The 18600-nt window shown below is 37.9% G+C and carries 16 protein-coding genes; 5 read left to right on the top strand and 11 right to left on the bottom strand.

The annotated features are described in order from the left end of the window. Window positions 1–131: 131 nt before the first annotated feature. From ED2_RS04350 to ED2_RS04325, 6 genes are all read right to left on the bottom strand, one after another. Window positions 132–1574, bottom strand: a complete 1443-nt coding sequence (locus ED2_RS04350; RefSeq protein ID WP_005877189.1) for a glycoside hydrolase family 1 protein — start codon at window positions 1572–1574, stop codon at window positions 132–134. Window positions 1575–1587: 13 nt separating this feature from the next. After that, entirely contained in the window at window positions 1588–3456 is a 1869-nt protein-coding gene (locus tag ED2_RS04345; protein ID WP_016177006.1) for a beta-glucoside-specific PTS transporter subunit IIABC, read from the bottom strand. Window positions 3457–3580: 124 nt separating this feature from the next. Further along, window positions 3581–4432, bottom strand: a complete 852-nt coding sequence (licT, locus tag ED2_RS04340; protein ID WP_016177005.1) for a BglG family transcription antiterminator LicT — start codon at window positions 4430–4432, stop codon at window positions 3581–3583. Between the two features lie 238 nt (window positions 4433–4670). Then, window positions 4671–5384: a class A sortase gene (locus ED2_RS04335; RefSeq protein ID WP_005877182.1), complete on the bottom strand. Its 714-nt coding sequence runs from the start codon at window positions 5382–5384 to the stop codon at window positions 4671–4673. 21 nt (window positions 5385–5405) lie between these two features. Next, on the bottom strand, window positions 5406–5732 hold the full coding sequence (locus tag ED2_RS04330) for a nucleotide pyrophosphohydrolase (RefSeq protein ID WP_005877180.1): 327 nt from the start codon (window positions 5730–5732) through the stop codon (window positions 5406–5408). Window positions 5733–5859: 127 nt separating this feature from the next. After that, window positions 5860–6231 carry a winged helix-turn-helix transcriptional regulator gene (locus tag ED2_RS04325; protein WP_016177004.1) on the bottom strand — a complete coding sequence of 124 codons (372 nt, stop codon included), beginning with the start codon at window positions 6229–6231 and terminating at the stop codon, window positions 5860–5862. Window positions 6232–6490: 259 nt separating this feature from the next. Here ED2_RS04325 and ED2_RS04320 point away from each other — a divergent pair, with 259 nt between their 5' ends. Beyond that, on the top strand, window positions 6491–7699 hold the full coding sequence (locus tag ED2_RS04320) for an MFS transporter (protein ID WP_016177003.1): 1209 nt from the start codon (window positions 6491–6493) through the stop codon (window positions 7697–7699). 375 nt (window positions 7700–8074) lie between these two features. Here the strand turns inward: ED2_RS04320 and ED2_RS04315 are convergent, their stop codons facing one another. After that, window positions 8075–9268, bottom strand: coding sequence for an MFS transporter (locus ED2_RS04315; protein ID WP_005877172.1), 1194 nt, complete (start codon window positions 9266–9268; stop codon window positions 8075–8077). 161 nt (window positions 9269–9429) lie between these two features. After that, on the bottom strand, window positions 9430–10248 hold the full coding sequence (locus ED2_RS04310; RefSeq protein WP_016177002.1) for a MurR/RpiR family transcriptional regulator: 819 nt from the start codon (window positions 10246–10248) through the stop codon (window positions 9430–9432). Between the two features lie 160 nt (window positions 10249–10408). Between ED2_RS04310 and ED2_RS04305 the strand changes: the two genes are divergently transcribed. Genes ED2_RS04305 through ED2_RS04295 form a run of 3 tightly spaced genes read left to right on the top strand, consistent with a single transcriptional unit; the run spans window position 10409 to window position 13105 of the window. After that, on the top strand, window positions 10409–11098 hold the full coding sequence (locus ED2_RS04305; RefSeq protein WP_016177001.1) for an N-acetylmannosamine-6-phosphate 2-epimerase: 690 nt from the start codon (window positions 10409–10411) through the stop codon (window positions 11096–11098). A gap of 10 nt (window positions 11099–11108) precedes the next feature. Next, window positions 11109–12611, top strand: coding sequence for a PTS transporter subunit EIIC (locus ED2_RS04300; RefSeq protein WP_058138033.1), 1503 nt, complete (start codon window positions 11109–11111; stop codon window positions 12609–12611). An 11-nt stretch (window positions 12612–12622) separates the two neighbouring features. Then, window positions 12623–13105 (top strand): PTS sugar transporter subunit IIA, encoded by a 483-nt coding sequence (locus ED2_RS04295; protein WP_005877164.1) that lies wholly within the window; start codon window positions 12623–12625, stop codon window positions 13103–13105. Window positions 13106–13552: 447 nt separating this feature from the next. On the opposite strand, the gene ED2_RS04290 is transcribed toward ED2_RS04295, so the two are convergent. The 3 genes from ED2_RS04290 to ED2_RS04285 all read right to left on the bottom strand — a co-directional run bounded on the left by ED2_RS04290 (window position 13553) and on the right by ED2_RS04285 (window position 16607). Next, window positions 13553–14437, bottom strand: coding sequence for a diacylglycerol/lipid kinase family protein (locus ED2_RS04290; protein WP_005877162.1), 885 nt, complete (start codon window positions 14435–14437; stop codon window positions 13553–13555). 91 nt (window positions 14438–14528) lie between these two features. Beyond that, window positions 14529–14660, bottom strand: coding sequence for an LPXTG cell wall anchor domain-containing protein (locus tag ED2_RS14755; protein WP_227645014.1), 132 nt, complete (start codon window positions 14658–14660; stop codon window positions 14529–14531). Between the two features lie 39 nt (window positions 14661–14699). Continuing rightward, window positions 14700–16607, bottom strand: coding sequence for a VWA domain-containing protein (locus ED2_RS04285; RefSeq protein WP_016176998.1), 1908 nt, complete (start codon window positions 16605–16607; stop codon window positions 14700–14702). 208 nt (window positions 16608–16815) lie between these two features. On the opposite strand from ED2_RS04285, the gene ED2_RS04280 reads away from it, so the two are divergent. Continuing rightward, complete coding sequence (locus tag ED2_RS04280; protein WP_005877158.1) at window positions 16816–18336, top strand: AcpB/EbpR/MafR family transcriptional regulator; 1521 nt, start codon at window positions 16816–16818, stop codon at window positions 18334–18336. The last annotated feature ends 264 nt before the right edge of the window (window positions 18337–18600 follow it).

Genomic DNA, 18600 nt, shown 5'->3' with positions numbered 1-18600 from the left:
TTCACGAAAATTGCTTTTCAAATTTTTGTGAATTTCGGCTTATTTAAGAAGGAGTTACTTCTGCTCCCACCATATATTCGTTTTTAAAGAATGAGACAAAAGTGTTTCTTACTTTTATCCCACGCTTCCTTCTACAACTTTTCCCCATTTGAGGCGATAACTTCTTTGTACCAATCAAATGACTTTTTCTTTGAACGGTCCAAAGTTCCCTTGCCTTCATCGTCTAAATCCACATAGATAAAGCCATAGCGTTTACTCATTTCACCCGTTGAAGCACTGACCAGATCAATACAGCCCCAAGGCGTATATCCCATAAGTTCAACACCATCCGCTACTGCTTCACCCATTGCTTCGATATGGCGACGTAGATAATCGATTCGATAATCATCATGGATACTTCCATCTTCTTCGACTTTGTCGATCGCACCTAGGCCATTTTCCACGATGAACAATGGCTTCTCATAACGATTGTACAATTCGTTTAAAGCAATTCGCAACCCTTCCGGATCAATCTGCCAGCCCCACTCACTAGCTTCTAAAAATGGATTTTTCACACCACCGAGTAGGTTACCCGCTGATGTTGCCGCTGTTGGATCGGTTTCATTGATTGCTGTCGACATATAGTAGCTAAACCCGATATAGTCCACTGGATAAGCTTTTAATAAGTCAAAATCTTCTTTTGTCTGTTCTAATTTTTGACTATCTACACCATATTTTTCATAGGTACGCTTCGTGTAGGCTGGATACTCTCCTCTGACTTGTACATCTGTACAAAAGAAATTGAATTCTTGATTTTGGATCAATGTTGCGACCTGATTGATTGGATTGGCGTCAATGCTATACGTAGTTGCGTAAATGATCATGCAACCTACTTGGATATCTTTACGTAATTCATGGGCGATTTTTACTGCTTTACTACTTGCTACAAATTGATTGTGCCATGCTTGGAAGATATTTTGATACTCACCCGCACCATTGCTTTTTACCAATCCTTGGCTCAATGCCGGAAAATGGAACGCTGAATTGATTTCATTGAAGGTCATCCAATATTTCACCTTACTACTGAAACGTTCAAGAACTGTTCTGGCAAATCGTTCATAAAAGTCGATCAATTGGCGGTTCTTCCACCCCCCATATGCTTTAGCTAGATTTAGAGGCATTTCATAATGGGAAATCGTGATTACTGGTTCGATCCCATAGCTTAAACATTCATCAATTACTTGCTCATAAAAAGTAAGACCAGCTTCATTCGGTACTGATTCATCCCCTTGAGGAAAGATTCGTGTCCAAGCAATCGAGAAACGGTAACATTTAAAACCCATTTCAGCGAATAACGCGATATCTTCTTTAAAACGATCATAATGATCGATACCTTGATGATTCGGATAGTTATAGTTTTCTGGATCGATCGTCCAGTCAAATGTTTCGCTACCGATAATCTCAAAGCGTTTTTTCCCACCAGGCATTGCATCTGCCACAGATAATCCCTTGCCATCACGATCATAGGCGCCTTCTAGTTGATTGGCTGCTGTTGCGCCGCCCCATAAAAAATCTTTTGAAAAACGTGTTGTCATCCTTACTTCCTCCTTATTTTACAATCGCTAGAAAATCTTCACTAGCAATGATTTCTTCTTGATCAAACTCTAAAACATCGGCAAAATGATCTGTATTCGTTACAACGATTGGCGTAATCACACTATAGCCCGCCTTTTTGATCGTGTCGATGTCGAAACGGACAAGTAAATCGCCTGTATGAACAGTATCTCCTTGTTTCACAAATACTTCAAAGCCTCTGCCTTCAAGTTCGACTGTGTCCATTCCGATATGCATCAATAACTCGATACCATCTGTGGTAGTGATCCCTACTGCATGACCCGTTGGAAAAATCGTCGTGATCACTCCATCTGCCGGAGCAAGCAAGTCACCATTTTCTGGTTCGATTGCAATCCCTTTACCCATCGCGCCAGAAGAAAAGACTTTATCGGGTACTTCACTTAGAGGTAAGACTTTGCCGCTCAATGGGCTTTTTAGATTATGACGAGCTGTTCCAATGGAGTCCCCAGCTGTCGTTTGCTTGTTTCCTTCTAGATTTTCGTCTTGTGCAGATTCATCAAAACCAATAATCAATGTACCTACAAATGCTAAGATAAATGATACTGCTGTTGCAATCACTGCCATCATCACACTAGACTCGACTGCTTCATTTGTACTAATAAATGTTGGGATCGTCAATAAACTAACTAATCCGCTAGAAAAAGCTTTGACGCCCGCAAATCCGATCATTGCTCCTCCGATCCCTCCTGAAAGACACGCAACGATGAATGGTTTTTTCAGTGGTAGTGTTACTCCGTAGACCGTTGGTTCAGTAATTCCGAACAGCGAAGTGATCATAGAAGAGATCCCTAATGAACGAAGTTTTGCATCCTTTGTGCGTACAGCTACAGCTAAAGCTGCTCCTCCTTGTGCTAAAATAGCTGGTAAAAGCATTGGCATCAATACATCAAAGCCATATTGTTCGATATTCAAGAACATGATCGGCACAAATCCCCAGTGCATACCAAACATCACGAATACTTGCCATAACGCTCCCATGATAAAGCCTGCGACTAATGGACTAAAGCCATAGATGGAATTGAAAAGACTACCTAGGCCATTACCGATAACCGTCCCGATTGGTCCTAAAACAAGGAATGTGAGTGGAACCATTACTAACAACACGATCATCGGAACAAAGATCATTTGTAAAAATTGTGGAATCACCTTTTTCACTAGTGGTTCAAATTTACTTTGGACCCATACAGCCAAAATGATCGGGATCACAGAAGATGTATAGCCAGATGGTGAGAGAATGACTGGTAAGCTAAAGAAGTCAACAGCGCCACCGGCTCCTGCAAGTTCAGTGATGGCTGGATAAACCAGAGCCATCGCGATCGCCACAGATAGAAATTGATTGGCCTTGAATTTTTTTGCTGCGGTAAATGCTAACATTACTGGTAAAAAGGTAAAAACACCGTCTGCTGCTGCATATAGGATTTGATAAGCACCTGTATCAACGGTCAGCCAACCTAATACGATTGCTAAAGATAGGAATCCTTTCAAAATACCAGCTGCAGCCATTGCTCCTAAAAAGGGAGTAAAGATACTCGAAATGATATCAATGAAACGATTTAATGGATTCTTTGATTTTTCTTCTGTATCCGCATGATCCGCTAGGCCTTGCTCATCTACAATGGACTGGTACACATCCGCTACATTGCTGCCGATCACCACTTGATACTGACCACCACTTTGAACAACTTGGATCACATCAGGATCATTTTTTAGTTCTTGTGTCTTCGCAAGAGATTCGTCTTTCAATTTAAAACGCAATCGAGTCGCACAGTGCACTAAACTGTTCACATTGTTTTTACCGCCGACTGCCTCCCAAACTCTTTTACCAACTGCTTGATTATCCATTTCATTTCCTTCTTTCCATTTATTTTTTATAAAATAAAAAACCTAGATTGAAAAAACGGTCACGCAAAATCTCGTGTCCTTATTTTTTCAATCTAGGTTTTGCCTGCTTTACCAGTAACAATCCTTAAGATTGGGTACTTTGTTTTTCAGTTACTACACGTTGGATATGGATCGTAAGATAAATTTGTTCTGCTACACCCATTGGTTCTTTTTGCGTCTGGACAAGGTACTCATTGATCCGTTCAGAACAGCGAAATGCTTTTGGATACTTGCCTTGGACCAAGGCATAAAGAAATTCATCTTGTTCGTCTGAGCTTTCTCCTTTTAGATATCGTTGCGCAAAAAATTGAAGGTGTGTGATGAGTCGTTGGTAATTCAACGAATCTTCATCGAATACGATCCCAAAAAATTTACTGATGATACTTACTACATCTCGAACCATCGTTGTAGCTGTCATCGTCACTTGCATATCTCCATTACTTTGCTGACTATTGACAAAATGAAACGCAATGAAACCAGCTTCATCCATCGGTAGTGAAATGCCCATTTTTTGCTCAATCAGTTGAAGAACAGCTATTGCTGTTTGGTATTCTTTAGGATAGAATTTTTTAGTTTCAAATAATAATGGATTAGGTAACTCGATCTTTTCTTTTGCACGATTGATTGCATAATGGATATGATCCGTCAACGTCAGATAAATATTAGGAGAAAACGAAACTTGCAATTTTTCTTCGGCAAAATCAACAATGGATTTCACTAGTTCGACTTCCTCCAGCGGCACATCCGCCATCAATTGTTGGAACTGGTGGGTAGCAAAAGAATCCTTTAAAATGAATTCTTTTTGAACGTCATTCTTTGAGATATGGTCACCTGGCTTTTTTTGAAAAGCGATGCCTTTTCCCATACAAATGATCTCTTTACCCAATTCATTTTTAGAAACGACGACATTATTATTCAATACTTTTTCAATGACCATTCTGCTTCGCCCTCTCGAAAAAAATAAAAAAACCTAGAATCCGCCTAACAATGAGCTGAATTCTGGTTTTGCCTGCCGCACAGTAACAATCCATTTCTTATCTGAAATAAGCATAACATCCTTTTTTCAACTTTGCAACCCCTTTCATCACGTTTTTTATTTTTTCTTTCAATAGAAAAAAACACTCTTACTATATTCAAGCAAGAGTGTCTGTCATTTTCATAAAGAACTACTTGGATCAAAAGGTTCGCGTTGGCATATCGAAGGCTTTTTTCATTTCCTGTGTGGCTTCTTTCATCGGAGTGATTTTTTCCAATTCACCTTGAACAACTAAGCGCGTCACTGCGTTCATGTCTCCACAAGTAATCAAGGTAACAAGTTCTTTTCCTTCTTGAACGTTCAGCAATTGTGTGTCTGTTGGGGCAACTTTTTGCTTGAACGTTGCTTTGTACGTATACACGTTGTCCAAATCGACTAAATAGATTTTATCGCCTAATGTTAAATTCTCTAAGGGAGTAAAAAGTAATTCTGGATTGTTTGCACGATGGCTAGCTAAAGCATAATTGCCCTTACCCATCTGCTGATCAGGTGACAAGGTACCAGCACCATAAAGCAGATTGGCATTATCCAATCCTTTGAAGATAGGGATATTGATTGAGACAGATGGTACGGCGATACTTCCAATAACTGGTAGCTCTGTATGGTTCAACTGAGCCTTCAACACACTTTCTGTACTCATGGATTCGACAGCATCAAAATCAAAACTTGCGTCTTTTTCCTTATTTTTATTGATATCTTCTTTCGTCAAGTTTGCAATCGCATATTGATCTCCTGTGTTTTTAACAAAAAAATCTTTGATTTGTTCATTAAAAATCAGCGCCAATCCAATCAGTAACAATAAGAATAGAAGAATATTGATCAGCCATTTCTTTACTTTTCCTTCTTTTTTCACTACCACGCCTCCTTTTCTGCCCTACAGTTCCGTATATTTTGTTCGTTGACCTTTACTTTTTTCTAACGGATATTTCAAACAATTTTTCTTCAACTTTTCTTCGATGATCTCATCAAGATCAAGATTTAAATTATCTGCCAGCATATAAGAATAGATCAAGACATCTGCTAGTTCTTCTTTGATCCGTTCCAGATTGTTCGCTGTTACTTCTTCTGGCTGTTTCCATTGAAACAGTTCAAGCAATTCAGAGGCCTCCAAAGAAATAGAAATAGCCAAGTCTTTTTCATTATGGAATTGTCGCCAATCCCGCTCATCTCTGAATTGATTTACTTTATCCATACTGTTCATCTATCATTCACCTTTTTCTAATACGATCACTGTTTATCATATCATGTTTATGAAGAAAAAAAGAGCAAATTTATTTTTAACATTTTCATTAAATTGAAATTTTTAGTTTCATTGACTAAAAGAATCGTTAATAATTCAAATAACCACCATGTGTATGTAACAAGGTCACTTCATTCCCCGCTTCTTGTTGCCGTTCAATACGTTCTTCTCCCCAAACAGACATTGCAACTAAGATTTCCCGTAATGATTTTCCTTCTTCTGTTAATGAATATTCTACTTTAGGAGGTACTTGATTGTAGACTTTTCGATCAACGATACGATCTTCCTCCAACTCTCGTAATTGTTGTGTCAACATTTTCTGAGTGATCGTTGGTATTTGTCTTTTCAATTCACCTGTTCGTATTGGACCATTCCCTAAATGGCATAGAATAATAGGTTTCCATTTCCCACCGATTACTTCTAAAGTTGCTTCAACGCCGATATGATAGATTTTTTCCATGTTTTTTCTCCTTTTAAAAGATACGCATCAAATAGTAGCACCCTATTGCTTATTTGAAAAGTAAAAATGTTTAAAAATATAAAATACGTGCATTTTATAAACAAAAATTAGAAAACACTCATTAAATTATCCATTAGAAATGCCTCTATCAACAATTATTACTAAAAAGTAACTATCTCACAAAAAAGTAGGTACTTCTTTTTGAGGGAAATACAGACTATATTATGTATTCGTCAGGAAAAAACAAGGAGGATATCAAATGAACAAAAGAATTTCACCCATACTTACATTACTAGCATTAGTTATCAATGCTTTTGCTATCGGCTCAACAGAATTTATCAGCGTAGGCTTGATGCCACTGATCGTTAACAGTTTCCACGTCACTTTGGCACAAGCTGGCTTGACAGTTTCCCTTTATGCAATAGGTGTGACCATCGGAGCGCCATTATTGACCGTTTTAACAGGAAAATGGAATCGAAAATATCTGATGATCGTCATCATGCTTCTATTTATTATAGGAAACCTAGTAGCAGCTTTTGCACTATCGTTTTCTATGCTCTTAGGCGGAAGAATCATCTCCGCTTTAGCCCACGGTCTGTTTATGTCTGTTTCTAGTGTCATCGCGGCAGATGTCGTTGAACCAAATAAACGAGCAAGCGCCATCGCTATCATGTTTACTGGTCTTACTGTTGCCACTGTAACTGGTGTACCTCTAGGAACATTTATTGGTCAACAAACAAATTGGCACTTCACGTTTATCTTTATTGCGATCATAGGGGTCCTAGGCTTGGCTGCAAACCTCTTTTTGATTCCAAAGCACCTACCGATACCTGGGGTTGTAGATCTAAGAGGAATCATCCGTATTTTTAAAAATAAGTTTCTGTTAGGCTCATTCATCGTCACTGCTCTTGGTTATGGTGGCACATTTGCTGCTTACACGTATTTAACACCGATCTTAGAAGATAAAATTGGGTACTCTGCCCATGCTGTAGTTCTTTTACTAGTAGTTTACGGCATCATGGTTGCTATAGGAAATACAATAGGTGGGCATTTTTCAAATAAACAGCCACTGAAATCACTTAGCTTGATGTTCGGACTCCTTTCTCTGTCTCTTGTCTTTTTATTTGTAGCGATCTTGAGTAATCAACTGATTTTGGCAACTCTTGCTACCTTGGTCTTGGGATTGTTTTCATTTATGAATGTTCCTGGATTACAACTCTATGTCGTTCAACTAGCTGAAGAATACACCCCTAAAGATATTACTTTAGCCTCAGCATTCAATATCTCAGCATTTAATATTGGCATTGCGTTTGGTTCATTCGTTGGTGCACAAGTAACAAAATCGATTGGCGTCACTTATACACCAATTTTTGGTGCCATCATTGTCCTGTTAGCAGTATTCCTAGTTCTTCAATTGTTACACATTACAAGAAAAACCTCTTCATTAAAAGAAAAAACAGCAGAATAGCTAGTTATCAAAGAGGTTGGGACAGAAGTGTTCAACTCCGAGAAATAAGAAGAAATGAACGAAAATTGCTTTTAAAATTTTTGTGAATTTCGGCTTATTTCTCGGAGTTGCTTCTGCTCCCGCCGTTTACTCGAGAGTTTGTAGTAGACCTGATTTTTAGATTTGTCCCACATTCTTCAGTTTTGAAACAATATTTTCTCTATACAAAAAAGACTAAAAGAGATATTTTTCGCTATTTTAGTCATATCATTGTGTGAACTAAAAGGCATTTGAAAGATTGCTTTGGCGGAATCAAGCCGAATAATTCAAAAATATGGAAAGCTATTTTCAAATTATTCGGCTTAATTCTTGAAGCAGAGCATCTTTCAAATGCCTCTATTCTTGCAAACTGATTTTCAATTCTTTTACTCCCGTGATCGTCATCAAAACGAGTAAGCTGACTAAATAAATACTGCTTAAGAAGATGATAACGGCTGTTAAATTATAGTGATCCATCAAAAATCCGATCACAATGGAAGAAAATCCACCGACTGCACGTCCTAAGTTCATAATGAAATTATTGGCGGTGGCTCGGATCTCAGTTGGGTATAGGCTGCTGATGATTGCTCCATAGCCGCCGTACATTCCATTGATAAAGTAACCAACAACGACAGCAGCGGCTACTAAACTCCACTGGCTATGTGCCATCACTAGTAAGAATACTGATAGAGAGGAACAGAGCAAAAATATAGTGAATGCGGTTCTTGGCCCTAATTTATCCATGATGATCCCAAACGTCAGCATACCTAAGGACATTCCGACGATCGTACTGACCGTCCATAGTGAAGAGCCAGATACTGATAGTCCTAATTGTGCTTGCATGATCGATGGCAACCAGTTCATCAAGCCAAAATAACCCGCGATTTGGACTGTTACCATGATGCTTAGACCGATTGTTTGCCATGCAAGATGCTTTGTTTCAAAGAGATGACTCAGTTTCGTCGTTTTACCAGTAGCTCTTGTTTTTTGAAAATCCTCTGGTTCTTTTAAGCCTCGGCGAATGACCAAGACCATCAATACAGGTAGCACCCCGATAACGTATAACATTTTCCAACCCAACCAAGGAATAACAACAGCAGCTAAAATCGCAGCCAAGGCAGCTCCTACTTGTGCACCGATCCCAGCGATCGAAGAAGCTCTTCCGATTTGTTTCTTTGAGAAACTTTCAGAGATCAAAGACATACACGCCCCATATTCTCCTCCTGCCCCGATTCCTGCAATAAACCGAAAAAGATAGACAAGATAAATGTTTGAAGCAAAGAACATCAATAACGAGGCGATTGAAAAAAGTAGCACCGTTTGAGAAAACACCTTTACTCGTCCATATTTATCTGCCATAAGACCAAAAAAAATACCTCCAACGAGCATCCCCAAATTAGTGATCGTAGCAATCATTCCTGCTTGCGTTCCACTAATATGAAAAGTTGCAATCATTGAAGATAAAGAAAAAGCTAAAAACATGATATCCATATTCTCTAATGCGATTCCTGCTGATGTTGACAATAAGACTTTTCGTTGATACTTCGACATTCCTTTTTACCCCTTTTCCTTGACCCTAAATTGATAAAATCATATATAAAATCCAAGGAAAATGCAAGAACTTTTAGCTTTTTATTACAAAATAACAAAAAACGTTATTTATAAGAGATGCAATTGTTTTTTTATCACTTTTTATTCGAAGTATTAGTCGATCAATCAATGCTTTTATCTAAGATGGATCGTAGCACTCTTTCCCGTAACTCGACTGCATTGATGTTATTCTTTTGCTCATATCCCTGTACAAGTAAATCACAAATATACAGTTGTGAGATTTTTCCTGCTAAAGATCCACCATTCAAAAATTCTTCAATGGCTGTTTGTAGGACAAGGTCTGCTGTTTGCCCAATGGGGGAATGAATATAATTGGTGATCGCTAAGATTTTTGCGCCATTTTTTTTAGCGATTTCTACTGAATCGAACGTATCCTTCGTTTTTCCAGATAACGAGAATGCCACGATTACATCCCCTTCTTTTAGCAAAGAAGCAACTTGTGCTTGAAAATGCGGATCTAAAACAGCCTTTGCTTGGACACCCACACGTAAAAACATACTTTCTAGGTCAAGACTCGTATTTCCACTAGACCCTACCCCAAATATATAGAGATGATTTGCTTCGCTAATTAGTTGAATCGCCTCATCTAATTTTTCTTCATTTAGTAAACGAGCCGTAGAATGAAGAGCTTCAGTTAAATTATTCGCAATTTCATCGTAATATTTTCCACTAGATGGCTGTTCTTTTTTTTGACTAAAATCTTCTTTCGCAATTTCGATTTTCAAATCTGAAAAACCAGAAAATCCTAATTTTTGGCAAAACCGGATGATCGTTGCATCTCCAACTTTGGTTTTTTCTTTGATATCGCTCATCGTACTGTAGATGATTGTTTTTCCAGAAGTAAGAATTAAATCAGCAACTTTTTTTTCGGATTTAGTCAATAATGGATAATGCTCTTTGATCAGATAAATATAATTCATACAAACTCCTTTATAGCAAGTTATTTTCTCCATTATACTCCAAAATAATAAAAAAAACTCCAAAATTATCCAATTTCTACTTTACAGTTATGAAAGCGGGTGCTATATTTAATTCGGAGTTATTATCCAAAAATAATTCAAAATCGGAGTGTTTAGGAGAATGGATAAACAATCATTTTTAGAAGCAATTTCAGGTGGTCTGATCGTGTCTTGTCAGGCATTACCTGGTGAACCATTTTATACAGAGGAAGGAGGTCTTATGCCCTATTTTGCTCTAGCTGCACAAAGAGCTGGTGCGGTGGGCATCCGTGCAAATTCTGTTCGTGACATTTTGGAAATCAAAGAAAAAGTTTCCTTGCCTATGATCGGCATCATCAAAAGGGACTATCCCCCAGAAGCGCCATTCATTACAGAAACTATGCGTGAAGTAGATGAACTCGTTGCTACTGGTGTAGAAGTGATTGCGTTGGATTGTACGCTTCGCAAGCGCCATGACGGGTTATCCATCAATGCGTTTATTGCTCAGATCAAAGAAAAGTATCCTCATCAGCTGTTCATGGCAGATATCTCTACTTTTGAGGAAGGAAAAAATGCTTGGGAAGCTGGAGTTGATTTTGTCGGGACAACGTTAAGCGGCTACACGGAAGAAAGTAAAAAACAAGATGGTCCAGATATCGAATTGATCGAACAACTAGTCGAAGCAGGAATTTGTGTCATCGCAGAAGGGAAAATCCACACGCCAGAACAAGCCAGACAGATCAAAGAACTAGGTGTGGCTGGAATCGTCGTTGGTGGTGCGATTACCCGACCACAAGAAATTGCTGAACGTTTTATTCATGCATTAAATTAGGAGGAGAAAAATGTTTAAGAAATTTTCACAATTAGGCCGTGCATTCATGTTGCCGATTGCTATCTTACCTGTTGCCGGATTACTTTTGGGTCTCGGAGGCGCACTAACAAATGAAAGCGCCATAAATGCCTACCCGATTTTAGCCCAACCATGGCTCCACACGATTTTAAGTATCATGAGCTACGCCGGAAATGCTGTTTTTGCCAATTTAGCATTGATTTTTGCTATTGGTGTTGCTGTCGGCCTTTCAAATGGTGATAAAGGAACTGCTGGTTTAGCTGGCGGTGTCGCTTATTTAGTCTATACTGCGACGATCAGTGGGTTTCTTGAATTATTTTCTGCCAAAGGAGCAACTCTTGATACTGGAGTTGTTGGTTCTATTGCTATTGGTGGAACCGTTGCATTCTTACACAATCGTTATCGAAAAATCGAATTACCGCAATTCTTAGGGTTCTTTGGTGGATCACGTTTTATCCCAATTATTTCTAGTTTAGCTGCAATTATTATTGGTTCCTTCTTTTACTTGATTTGGCCACCCATTCAGAATGGTTTAGTAGTTGCCGGAGAACACATTGCGCAAATGGGTAGTCTAGGAACATTTTTATATGGCTTTTTACTTCGTCTTACTGGCGCTGTTGGTCTGCATCACACGATCTACCCACTCTTCTGGTATACCTCTTTGGGCGGTACAGAGAGCGTAGCCGGTGTCTCAGTATCCGGCGCACAAAATATTTTCTTTGCCCAATTAGCTGACCCAAATCATACTGGATTATTTACTTATGGTACTCGTTTCTTTGCTGGCAGATTTGCAACGATGATGTTTGGTCTCCCTGCAGCTTGCTACGCAATGTATCGTGCTATTCCTAAACAAAATCGTAAGAAAAATGGCGGACTTTATTTCAGTGGTGCATTAACCTCATTTTTAACTGGGATCACTGAGCCTGTAGAGTATATGTTTTTATTTGTTGCTCCGTGGTTATATGTTATCCATGCCTTTTTAGACGGATTATCTTTTTATTTTGCAGACATCTTAAATATTCGAGTAGGTAATTCTTTTTCAGGCGGCCTGATCGATTTCTTATTATTTGGTGTGCTTCAAGGAAATGATAAAACCAACTGGATCAAATTGATTCCTTTTGGACTTGCTTGGGCAGTCATTTACTTTGTCGTTTTCACTTTCTTCATCAAGAAATTCAAAGTTGCTATCCCTGGTATGACGGAAGAAACAGATACCCTTTCTGAACAACCATTGAACAAAAATACGTCACTACACGAAGAAGCTTTAACAATCATTAAAGCTCTTGGTAGTGAAGCAAACATCGAAACGGTCGAAGCCTGTGCCACTCGTTTGCGCGTTGCTGTCATAGATGGTCAAATCGTCGATAAACAAACGATTCAACAATTAGGCGCTACTGCTGTTTTCGAGGTAAAAGGTGGCATTCAAGCTGTCTTTGGTGGAAAAGCTGATTTACTCAGTCAAGAAATCAATCAAATTTTGGAAAAGGATAATTAGGAGGACTTGTTATGTTCAAAATGTTCAAAAAGAAAAAACAAGAAACGATTACCGCTCCCTGCTCAGGAAAAGTGATTCCAATTTCTGCTGTGAAGGACCCGGTTTTTTCACAAAAATTGCTAGGAGACGGCTTTGCTGTCATTCCAGAGGATCAGACAATCTATGCACCACTAGCTGGTCGAGTAACAACGATTTTCCCAACAAAGCATGCCATCAGTATAAAAAGTGACTCAGGAATCGATTATTTGATCCATATCGGTCTTGATACGGTAGAGATGAAAGGCGCACCTTTCACGATCCTTGTAAACGAAAACGAGCAAATCACCATTGACACCCCTTTGGTTGAAGTGGATTTTGATCAGATCATACAAGCCAAAAAAGATCCTGCCGTGATTGTTGTTTTCACAGAAGCAGAACAGATCAGCGAGTTGGTCTTACAAACTGGCGCACTTCTTCATGGAGAACCGTGTGGTACGATCGAGCGAATGAAATAAAGATGTCATCTCCAAGAAAGACCAGTATACTCTGAATCTTTCATATCTCTTTCCCTCAAAAGCCAAAATCAAAAGAAGGCTGATGTTGTTTTTAGTATTTGCCTTCAAAAATAAAACCAAATGAACAGAGGTCGAGACAAAAGTCGTTTAGGTTTGAGACATTGGAGAAAAAAAGTGTGGGACAAAAGTAAGAAACACTTTTATCCCGTTCTTTAAAAAAGAATAAAGGTATGAGCAGAAGCAACTCCTTCTTAAATAAACTGAAATTCACAAAAATTTGAAAAGTAATTTCCGTTAATTTCTTCTTATTTCTCGGAGTTAAACACTTCTATTCCAGCCTCTTTTTTCAAATTTCCGAAAAACCTGACTTTTGGACGCCGTTGATTCGAGAGTCTGTAGCAAACCTGATTTTTAGTTTTGTCCCACACTCGTCCATTTGGTCATTTTTTAACAATAAACTGTTAAATGTGCTGGTAAGATACTGATTTTAACAGGCAGTTTGGCCCCTTCGTCCCCATCGACATTTGTGGCTAATTCCGCGTTGTCTGACAAAGAAACTTCGACTTTTTCACATGCTTGATATGCTAGGTTATCCGTTGATTCGTCCACACCTTTTAATAAATCTGGTAAAGTTTTCAATGTATCAAGGAGAGAAGAATCTTTTAAATAAATCAGATGGAGCTTGCCATCATCAACTTTTGCATCGGGAATCAATGTTTCAAAACCGCCAATAGAGTTGGTCAAGCCAACTAATAACGTACTACTTTCGATTTTTTCTTCCTGACCGTCCACAGTTAAATGGAAAGAATAGGATTGTGTCCCAGCTAATTGCTTGATCCCAGAAATAAAATAAGCAAGTTTACCTAACTTTGTCTTCTTTTCAGGATTGACATCATTGATTGCTTCAGGAATTGTCCCGATTGCTACCACGTTCATAAAATAATCTTCGTTGATTTTTCCAATGTCTAAAGACTTAAAAGAATCGATTGAAAGATTCTCAATCGCCTCTTCTGGTTCTAATGGGATCTCTAAAGCGCGAGCTAAATCATTCACTGTTCCTAAAGGGATAAAACCAAAATTTGGTCGATGTTCCTGTTCAGCGATACCGCTGATTCCTTCATTGACGGTACCATCTCCTCCCATGACAAAAACACTGTGATATCCTTCAATCGTAGCTTCACGTGCAAAGTTTTTCGCATCACCTGCTTTTTTAGTGTGCAAAATAACCACTTCATCAAATATCGTTTTTAATTTTTCATGGGCAAGTTGTTCATATTCTTTTGCTTGCTCTCCTCCGGAACTTGGGTTCACCACTAACAACGCTTTTTGCATAGTATTCTTTCCTTTCTATGGCTTTTTTTCAACTATAGCATAGAAAAACTCGAAACATCTACTTATAGACATTTCGAGTTTCGAGTAATAGTTATCTTATTTTTCTAACAAAAGCATACCCAATGATTCCTACGAGGATCGTTCCACAAAAAGCAATAAAGGAAGATTTTCGTTCATTTGTTTTAGGTAATGATTCCTTCTCAGAATCATCTGAACTTTCTATGCCGATCTGGATTGTATCTTTCGTGTTCCTCTTGCTCGATCATGTGGTATTTGAGTCTGTGATACTTGAGCTTGTTGTACTTGGTTCTGTGGTACTGGAGTCTGTAGTGCTAGAGTCTGTGGTGCTTGGTTCTGTAGTACTTGGTTCTGTAGTACTTGGTTCTGTAGTGCTTGGTTCTGTGGTGCTTGGTTCTGTGGTGCTTGGTTCTGGGTCTTTTTTCGTATTGGTAATCACAAAGGAATTTTCATTACTCGTTACTGTACTGTCAAAGTCAGTTGGGACATTGGTTTCTTGTATACTGTAACTAAAATCTTCACCGTTATTATTATACTTTGGCAAAACTACTTTCTGACCATTTATAGGAACTTCTTTGATCACAGCATGATAACCTTCTTCTTTACTTAAGGTTAGCTCATCAGAAATTTGCCAACTTGATGACTGGGAAACAGTATCTCTGCCCAACAGAAACGTAATTGATCCAGGTATATCCGCAACTTCTACATTTAACCACTTCTTTGTTATATCCAATTCAACTACGGGTGCCTTGATTGAAGGAATCAGAAAATCCAGCAGTTCGCTTTCATTATCAGGCGTCAAAGTTGTTCGGCCATTGCATAAATACCATGTTTCACCTTTAAAATCAGATGATTCAGTATTTATACGCACTTGATAAGTTAAAGTTATTCGTTCATTTTCACCTAATGCTATATTTTCAACTGTTATGATTTGGTTTGTTTCAGTAACTGTCACGTTATCTAAAATATCATCCGCCTTTTCCCACTCACCTTGTCTATTTTTGCGCCAGCCGCTTAACTTATACTGACTAGAATCAAAATTACCAGCTCCTTGAAGTAAAATATTTTCTCCCATAGGATCTGTGATTGTTCCATTAGAAATTGTTTTATCGATTTGATTGGCAATCTCCGTTAGCGCAGAGCCTAAACCACTAAGATTCTCATCCGTTGTCAGATAGTTCTCTGGTTTTGAAGTAATATTCCGTCCAATATACTCCCCTCTGGCTGAAGGGGCTGTTGCTACAGAGTAGCAGTTAAAACCAGATTCCTTTACTGATACGATCGTGCCCAGTGTGGTATCTGTCACTACACTACTATTGACAGGAATGCCATTTGTATCAGTAGAGCTGTTGCTTGTCGTATAGTACTTCTCAGAATCAGTTTGATAATCTTTGATATAATTCTCCGTATGATACCCGTTATAATCAACGATTTCCCCGTTGTTTTGGTATTGCGCTGCACCTTCTACTGGGAGATAACTTCGGTTGGCGCTATTGTCGCCTATATGAATAAATAGCTTTTCAGCTTCCGGTCTACTCTCTTCTAACAGCATCCGTTGGCCTTCGATCAGACCTTTTTGCATGAAAGTTCCAGAATGTGATACGACCTTATTTTTTAAGAAATCTTCTAAATAATTGATATCCGTTGAAAATCCATTTGTTGAATAAACATCACGATTATAAGCAACGATCCCGATTCGGATCATACCATCAGCTAGTGAATCAGCTAGTTCATTTCCAAATACTTGGAGCCCTTTTAGCGCATTCGTCAATTTTTCGCCATTCATTGAAGACGAGTAATCGATAACAAGCACTAAGTCGATTGGTGTATTTACTTGATTCCCTTTCACTGCCAGAGTTACATCAAATAATCCCTGCTCATCAGCCACTTCTTGTACGCTTTTCTTCATATATGCTATATCGGAATAATTGACATACCCTTCCTCATCAAACTTACCATCTGGCGCATTTCCATAATTATAGTTATACGTATTTCCTTCAGTTTTACCATTTTTCAAGTACTCCCCAGTTGTATCCTTTTGATAATTAAATGAATATGTCTCAGCAAAAACTGGTGTACTGATCAAAATCATGAATAAGCCAATTATTCCTACTAGTACTAAATTGGTACTTCTCGTTCTATTAGAAATCATCTTTCTCTCCTTATCTCCCAACTTTTTTATAAACTGATACCTGGAGCCATCAGATATATAAATTTTTACAAAAGTTAGTATAGGCCAATCAACGAAAAGAAAGAGTCAAAAAAATGTATAGTTCAGATACAAAAAAATATTTTTTTTATGATATGATGGCAAAAGAATCAAACATGGGTGAAATTATGTATAGATAGGAGAATCATTTATGGAAATCTTCAACTCCTTCTTTGGTAGCGATATAAAAAGAGAAATTGAGTTATTGCGCTTTTTGTATAAGCAAAATCGTTTTGTAAGTATTGAAGAAATCAGCCATGTTCTCAAAATGGATCGTCGTTCCATTCAGAAATACTACGATTTTCTGGTGCATAGTCCTTTACTTACATATGAAGATAGAGAAAATATTTTAATTAGTAAATATGGCCTCGGTTATAAATTCGTTGGAACAAAGAAAGATTATAAAGCTTTGACAAAACAAGTGCTACAATCAAATCCTTTTTTTGAGTTATTTGAAACACTTTTCTTAGAAAATGAAATCAATCTAGTAAAATTTGCTTATGAGAATTATGTATCTGAATCCACTGTACGAAAGAGACTCTATGAGCTAGAAAAATTACTTGATCCTATTGGTTTTACTTTGAAGAAAAACAAAGGCTATGTCTATCTGGAAGGCAACGAAGCGCGAATCCGTTACTTCATGGTAACTTTTTTTTGGCGAATTTTCTCCGGATTACATTGGCCTTTTCCAAATATCTCAGAAGAAAAGTGCACCCAAATCTCTAGAAATATTTATCAAGCAGCCCAGATAGAAGTCAATGAAATCGAAATAAGAATAACCACTTATCTTTTAGCAACGAATGTTGTCCGATATAGGAAATGCTATCGGATAGACCCAGATACTTTAAGACTGGAACCTCCGCTAACTGGAGGAGACCAACTTCTTTTCTCACAATTGATTGACAAAGATACGCTCATTTTTAAACAGTTGCAAAACGAACTAGATCAACACTATGTATTTGACTCAACAGAAATCAATTTTATTTATTATTGGTTACAGTCAAGTCTCGGTTCTTCATTTTCTGATGAGCAGCTGAATGATTATTTCCCTCACAGTTTTAGTCAATCAAAAACAACTACTGATTTAAAAAAACTGATAATCGCAATTTCTAAAGATAGCGATTTAAAAAAACTCTCAGCTGAAAAGAAACAGTTGATTCTACGTACGATCCTTACAGGCTTTCTTTCAGTTGAACTGTTTGGTGACACTGATCATACTTTGACAGGATATGATATGTATGATTTTGTTTCACAAAATTTCCCTAATCTTTTTATCCAATCAGAAAAAATACTAACAACGCTGAATATTTATGAAGAAGAAAGAAAAAGAAAAGGTTTGGCATTACATGTTGCTACAGCTTGGACGCTCATCTTTCCACCTTCTAAATTTATGAAACCAATCAAAATAAAATTGGAAACAGACCTACCACCTGTTCTCGAGCAAAACATCAAAGAACGGATCGAAGCACCATTCAAAAATTTTTACAACATTGACATTCGATCTAATTTTAACGATGACGAGTACGATCTTTATTTAAGTACTGCTTCTTTGACCGAAACACTTATCGAGCACCCCGTCTTATTGATCAATGCCCAAGTTACTCTCAATGACCTACTCATGATCCAAAAAGAAATCGAAGCAATTTCTCAAAACAACATGTCCCGTATTTGATTAGACAAAGGACATGTTGTTTTTTGAACTTCACACACCATTTGTCCATATTTTCCTTCAATAAGCCTCTTTGACTATCTACCCTTTTTTCTAAAAAATAGAAAAAGTAATTCTCTTCCCACCCTTTCAGTTTGTGTTTTATGCTAAAAGTTATTTGTCACAAACAAACGTTGCGCCCCAACAAATTAACTTTACGGCTCGTTCCCTTCACCTCGTTGGATGTCCGATTTTCATTACGCGAATTGTAAAATTAAGTTAGAAAAG

Origin of the sequence: Enterococcus durans NBRC 100479 = LMG 10746 (assembly GCF_001544215.1) — a bacterium.
GTDB lineage: Bacteria > Bacillota > Bacilli > Lactobacillales > Enterococcaceae > Enterococcus_B > Enterococcus_B durans.
Note: the sequence above shows the minus strand (reverse complement) of the source record. Positions and strands in the feature narration are given on the sequence as shown.